The sequence below is a fragment of the Phenylobacterium sp. genome, assembly GCF_020402505.1.
Lineage (GTDB): Bacteria > Pseudomonadota > Alphaproteobacteria > Caulobacterales > Caulobacteraceae > Phenylobacterium.
In genome coordinates, this window is record NZ_JADBZL010000188.1 from 1 (window position 1) to 5,884 (window position 5,884).

General features: G+C 69.4%; 6 protein-coding genes and 1 pseudogene. 3 read left to right on the plus strand and 4 right to left on the minus strand.

Features of this window, described 5'->3' with window-relative positions:
- The 4 genes and pseudogenes from IM632_RS12835 to IM632_RS12850 form a co-directional block, all read right to left on the minus strand.
- Window positions 1–495, minus strand: a pseudogene (locus tag IM632_RS12835) (hypothetical protein); the annotation flags it as partial.
- A 169-nt stretch (window positions 496–664) separates the two neighbouring features.
- A complete protein-coding gene (locus tag IM632_RS12840) occupies window positions 665–1,381 on the minus strand; it encodes an aquaporin (RefSeq protein ID WP_296482652.1) in 717 nt (238 codons plus the stop codon).
- The gene (locus IM632_RS12845; RefSeq protein ID WP_296482654.1) at window positions 1,378–1,881 is read right to left on the minus strand and encodes an arsenate reductase ArsC; all 504 of its coding nucleotides are present in this window, start codon (window positions 1,879–1,881) and stop codon (window positions 1,378–1,380) included. The genes IM632_RS12840 and IM632_RS12845 overlap by 4 nt, the downstream gene beginning before the upstream one ends.
- Window positions 1,882–1,909: 28 nt before the next feature.
- Window positions 1,910–2,248 (minus strand): helix-turn-helix domain-containing protein, encoded by a 339-nt coding sequence (locus tag IM632_RS12850; protein ID WP_296482666.1) that lies wholly within the window; start codon window positions 2,246–2,248, stop codon window positions 1,910–1,912.
- A gap of 108 nt (window positions 2,249–2,356) precedes the next feature.
- Here IM632_RS12850 and IM632_RS12855 point away from each other — a divergent pair, with 108 nt between their 5' ends.
- The 3 genes from IM632_RS12855 to IM632_RS12865 form a co-directional block, all read left to right on the plus strand.
- Window positions 2,357–3,340 carry a TauD/TfdA family dioxygenase gene (locus tag IM632_RS12855; protein WP_296482657.1) on the plus strand — a complete coding sequence of 328 codons (984 nt, stop codon included), beginning with the start codon at window positions 2,357–2,359 and terminating at the stop codon, window positions 3,338–3,340.
- A 325-nt stretch (window positions 3,341–3,665) separates the two neighbouring features.
- Window positions 3,666–4,724, plus strand: coding sequence for an HlyD family secretion protein (locus tag IM632_RS12860; protein WP_296504177.1), 1,059 nt, complete (start codon window positions 3,666–3,668; stop codon window positions 4,722–4,724).
- 49 nt (window positions 4,725–4,773) lie between these two features.
- Window positions 4,774–5,884, plus strand: a 1,111-nt coding sequence (locus tag IM632_RS12865; protein WP_296552420.1) for an efflux transporter outer membrane subunit, incomplete at its 3' end; no start/stop codon positions are given.

Genomic DNA, 5,884 nt, shown 5'->3' on the forward strand with positions numbered 1-5,884 from the left:
ATTGGCGATGTTGAGCCCCGCCCCGCCCCCGCCATGCAGGACGAGAACAAGCGCTTTGGGTGGCCCTGTCAGTCCCGCAGGCGTGTAGACGCGGAACTCGCGGGTCACGCCGCCGACCTGAAGGTTTCCCGAGGCGAGGCCGGGCGGGTAGGGCGCAGAGGCGACCGTCACGGTCGTCGAGGCGGTGACCGAGCCGGAGGGGTTCGCGGCGGTGAGGACATAGGTCGTGCTGGCTGCAGGCGTAACAGCACGGCTGGTAAGCCCGTCGACGGATCCGACACCGGGGCTGATCGTCAGGGAGGTTGCGCCCTGGACAGTCCAGGACAGGGTCACGGTCTGACCGGGCTGGATCTGCGCCGGAGAGGCCGAGAAGGCGGAAATCGCCGGCGCTGACGGGGACGGCGTCGATCCGCCCCCTCCCCCACCCCCTCCGCCGCAGGCCGAGAGAAGAAGGAGCGGCAACGAGCTGCGGCTGAGCCTCAGGAGAGGGCGCATTACGATAACCTTGTCCAAGCGGGAACACGCTCCTCAAGGAACGCGGGCCGCCAGCAAATCCGGCGCGGAGGGCGCCCCAAAAGGGGAGGGCCAGAAGGACGGCGTGTCGCCCAAGCCCCATGCCCCCACGGCGGCGCGTCGCAATTGCGCCTCGCAATGCACCCGACGCTCAGCGATGGCGCCCCTCAGGGACCGCCTTGGAATACGGCCGGGGCCTATCCAGCAACCACCGGGAGACGACCGCCGCCGCAAGGGCTCCCCCGGCCTGCCCAAGGAGGAATCCCGGAACCGACTGAGGGGCGATCCCCGAAAAGGTGTCGGTCAGGCTCCGGGCCAGGGTGACGGCGGGATTGGCGAAGGCGGTCGAAGCGGTGAAGCCATAGGCGGCGGTGATGTAGAGGGCGACCAGGGCGGGCGTGGCTCCGGGGTCGAGGCGCGAGGCCAGACGGATCACCAGGATCAGGCCGAATGTCGCCACCGCTTCGGACAGCACCTGCCCGCCGCCGGACCGCACCTTGCCCGAGACCTGGAACAGCGGCAGCTCGAACATGGCGTGGGCGAGGAAGACGCCGGCGACGGCGGCGACGACCTGGACAGCGACCCGGGCGAGAGCCTCCCTGGCGGCGAGGTCCCTGTCGCCGGCCGAAAGGACGCTGACCAGAGGGTTGAAGTGCGCCCCCGAGATCGGTCCCAGAAGGGTGATCAGGACGGCCAGTCCGGCCCCGGTCGAGACCGTGTTCAGCATCAGGGCGATTGCGTCATTCTCGCCGGACAACCGCTCGCCCATAATCCCCGACCCCACCACGATGGACAGGAGAAGGGCGGTTCCCAGGCCTTCCGCAGCCAGGCGGCGGGCCGGGCCGAAATCGGGCGGATCCGCGGTCACGGGTTTGCATCCTTGCCAATCGCCTCCAGCCGGGCCCGGACATCCGGGCCGTCGAGGACTTCGACCGGCAGGGCGAGGAAGCTTTCGACGCGGCGGCGAAGCCGGCGTTCCGCCATTGCGAAGGCCGCCGCCACCTCCGCCTCGGACCCGGTCGCCGCCGCCGGATCCTCGACGCCCCAGTGCGCCGTGACCGGCCGTCCCGGCCAGACAGGACAGACCTCGCCGGCGGCGTTGTCGCAGACGGTGAAGATGAAGTCGATCGGCGGCGCCCCCGGGGCGGCGAACTCATCCCAGGACTTGGAGCGGAAGTCGGCCGGGTCCAGCCCCATTGACCTCAGAACAGGAACTGCGCCCGGATTGATGCGGCCGGTCGGGAAGGACCCGGCGGAGTGGGCCCGGAAACGATCGCCGCCCAAACTCCGAAGCAGACCTTCGGCGATCACCGAGCGCGCGGAATTGCCCGTGCAGAGGAAGAGGACGTTGCGGCGAAGGTCGGTCATGGGCGGGTCCGGGCGACGAGGCGGTGGATCAGGGGGCCAGTTCGACCCTGCACGCGGGGGAGACATCGGCGCAGATCTCGGGCCGTCCCCCGCAGCAGTCCTCCATCAGATAGGCCAGGAGGCCGCGCATGGCGCCGAAGTCGGCGGAGTAGACGATGGACCGACCCTCCCGGCGCGACTGCGTCAGACCCGCCGCGGTGAGGATGGAGAGGTTCGACGACAGGGTGTTCGGAAGGCTGCCTGTGGTGCGGGCGATTTCGCCGGCGGCAAGCCCCTGCGGGCCCGCCGCGACGAGCCTGCGGAACACCTCCAGCCGTCCGGGATGGGCGAGGGCGCTGAGGGCGGCGACGGCCTCGGCGGACAGCAAGGCGGTTCTTGTGGACATGGCCCGGAACCATAAATCGAAATTTCTGGAATTGTCGAATTCAAAATCCGGGATCATCGTGGACGCGTCACTTGAACCCCCGGACCCCCAATGAGGATACCCCCTCCCCTGACCACTACCGACGCCTGGCTAGGCCGCGACATGGCCCGGCGGGAGGACTGGCGGCGGGTCCTGAGTGATGAGGAGATCCGCGAGCTGATGGCGGCCCGGGCGGCCGCTCGCTCGACCTCGCCGGACCGGGGCGTTTGGACACGAGAGGATTTTCTCCTGCCCCGCCTTGGGGTTGAGGTCGCTGCATGGCTCGAAGCCCTGGACCGGGGCCGGGGCTTCCTCCTGCTGAGGGGCCTGCCGGTGGCCGAGATCGGCGCGGAGTCGGCGGCCGACATCTACTGGGGCCTCGGACTGCACATGGGCCGCGCGGTCTCCCAGAACACCGACGGCGACCTGCTGGGACATGTGCGGGATACGGGGGCGGATCCCAACGCCTACGGGGTGCGGCTCTACAAGACCCGGGCCGAGCAGGACTTCCACACCGACGGGGCGGACACCATCGGCCTGCTTTGCCTGCAGGCGGCGAAGTCAGGGGGCGTCAGCCGCATCGTCAGTTCAGCGGCGATCTACAACCGGCTGCTTTCGGAACGGCCCGACCTCGTCCCCGCCCTCTTCAGCGTGTTTCCCTTCGACACCCAGGGACAGCATAGGTCCGGATCGCCGGCCTGGTTCAGCCGTCCCATCTGTCGCCTGACGGATGGCCGCCTCAACCTGTTCTTCATCCCCTGGTACATCCGGGAGAGCCAGCAGCACCCCGACGCCCCGCGCCTGACCTTCGAGCAGGAAGCGGTCCTCCGATTCATCGAGACCACCGCCAACGACCCCGACCACTTCCTGGACATGGACTTCCAGCCCGGCGACATCCAGTTCCTCAAGAACGCGTCGATCCTTCACAAGCGGACCGCCTACGAGGACTGGGACGCGCCGGAACTGAAGCGCCATCTGCTGCGGCTCTGGCTGGTGCAGGAGACCTTCTCTGCGGGCGACGAGGGCCTGCAGGAGGGCGTGAAGGCCCCGGTCTAACCCCTGGCCAGGCGGGCGGAGGCCGCATGCCTGAGCGCAAGATCCGGCAACACCTGCCCCGCGGCGAGGCTGTCGGCGACAGGACGAGCCTGCGCAGGCTGCGCCCGGGCTGTCCTGGCGAAAGGAGCCGGGGGGCTGATATTTTGGACGGCTGAGTACAGTCCGGCTAAGTTAAAGAAAAAGCGCGGGAAAATCGTCTGCGGGGCGGCATCGTCGCTTGCCCATCGGGAACAATCGGCCGAACAATGAGGCCAGAAGGTGAGCGGCGATCCCCCGTCTGGCGGGCGGTGAAGCGGCTCCGAAAGTGCGATCTGGGGAGAGATACGTGAGCGATAAGGCGCCGGAAGGGCCATCGGACGGGGGCCGCAGGGGCGGGGGCGTGCCGCGACGCTGGATCCTGATGGTCGGCGGTCCGCTGGTGATCCTGGCGGCGCTTGCCTGGTATCTACTGAGCCTGGGTCGCTTCCAGACCACGGATAACGCCTTTGTACAGGTCGCGAAGACGCCCGTGGCGCCGTCGATCAGCGGACGTGTGGTCGAGATCTTCGTCCGCGAGAACCAGCCCGTGAAGAAGGGTCAGGTGCTTTTCCGGCTGGACCCCCGGGACGCCCAGGCCTCGCTCTCCGCGGCCGAGGCCCAGCTGGCCAACGCCGAGCAGATGGTCGCCCAGCAGCGCGCCGCCTACGGACGCGAGCAGGCCAATGTGGCCGCAGCGCGCGAAAGCCTGAGCTATGCCGAAGCCGAGGCCACGCGCCAGGCCGGGCTCGCCGCCGCCGGAGCCGGATCGGTCCAGGTGGCGGACCAGGCCCGACACACGGCCCGGCTGGCGCGAGAACAACTCAAGGCGGCCGAGCAGTCGGCCGCGGCGGCGCTCGCCGCCCTCGGAGGGGATCCGGCCGCCGGATCCCGGGCGGCAGTGGTGCTCCAGGCCCGCGCCCAGCTTGAGCGCGCCCGTCTCAACGCGTCATACACGGAAGTTGTGGCCCCGTCGGATGGCGTGGTCGCCCGCGTCGACCAATTGCCCGTCGGCGCCTACCTCAACGCCTCCCAGGCGGCCTTCTGGCTGCTGGCGGGACGCCCCTGGGTCGAGGCCAACTTCAAGGAAGACCAGATCGCGCGGATGCGGGTGGGGCAGCCCGTCGAGATCGACATCGAGGCCTACCCTCAGGACAAGCTCAAAGGCCGGGTGGCCAGTTTCGCTCCCGGGACTGGGCAGGCCTTCTCCGCTCTGCCCGCACAGAACGCCACCGGCAACTGGGTGAAGGTCACCCAGCGCCTGCCCGTGCGCATCGAGTTCGCCGAGCCGCCGCCCGATATGGCGGCCCGGGCCGGGCTGTCCGCCACGGTCAAGGTGAATGTCCAGTCCAACCGTGACGACAGGTAGGGCCGGGATGGTGAGGGAGCCCTCCTCAATGCTCCGCAGGCGGCGCCCGTTGCGACTCGGCGCGGGCCTCTTGGTCCTGCTCGCGCTTCCGGCCTGCGCCACCGTTGGCGAGGATTTCGTGTCACCTGCGAACCGTACAGCCCCGGGGGGCTACGCCATGGCGGGAGAACAACCCGCACCCCGTGCGGTCTACGAGGCGGCGGCGGCCAAGGGCCCCTGGTGGTCGGGATTCGGTTCGGCGGAGCTCGACCAGGTCATCCGGCAGTCGCTCGAGGTGTCTCCAGGTCTTGAGGAGGCGCGCGCAACCCTGGAGCGTTACCAGGCTGCAGAAGCAGCGACCCGGGCGCTGATGAAGCCCCAGATCGGGATCAACGCCCGAACGGAGCGCCAGCTCTTCAACAGCCAGGCCTTCGGCTTCACCGGGTTCCCGAACCGGACGTTCAGCCTCTTCAGCATCGGTGGCGTGGTCAGCTACGACCTCGACCTGTTCGGGTCCAATCGCCGCTATGCGGAGCAGGCCGGAGCCCGGGCGGAAAAGGCCCGCCGGCAGGCGGACGCCGCCGCCCTCACCCTGACGGCGAACGTCGCCCGGCAGGCGGTCCGCCTTGCCGGACTGAACGGCGAGATCGAGGCGGCCGAGCTCGTCATCTCCGACGACCGCAGACTGCTGGAACTGGCCCTGAAGGCCGAGAAGCTGGGCGGACTGTCCCGGTCCGGCGTGCTCCTGATCGAGGCCCAGCTGGCGCGGGACGAGGCGCAGATGCCTGCGCTCCTGCAGTCACGCGACGAGGCCCGGCATCAACTGGCCCTGCTGGCGGGCAAGGCGCCGGCCGAGTGGACCCCGCCGGACTTTCGTCTCGAACAGATCAGCACGCCGGCGGTCGTACCAGTCACCCTGCCCTCAGAGTTGGTCCGTCGCCGTCCCGACATCCTAGCGGCGGAAGCTGACCTCCACGCGGTGACGGCTGCGGCCGGCGTCGTGCTGGCGGACCGGTTTCCAAGGCTTCGTCTGACCGGTGACTTCTCCCAGACCTCCACCGAGTTCGACGCCCTTCTGGACAGCGGCTCCAAGGGCTGGAACCTGGGCGGCAGGTTCAGCCTTCCGATCTACGACGGCGGCCTCAGGAGGGCGAACAGCAGGGCCGCCGAGGCGGAGATCC

Bases quoted from the DNA above. Each gene is read 5' to 3' on its own strand.
- IM632_RS12845 (WP_296482654.1), bottom strand. From the start codon at position 1,881: ATGACCGACCTTCGCCGCAACGTCCTCTTCCTCTGCACGGGCAATTCC.
- IM632_RS12855 (WP_296482657.1), top strand. From the start codon at position 2,357: ATGAGGATACCCCCTCCCCTGACCACTACCGACGCCTGGCTAGGCCGC.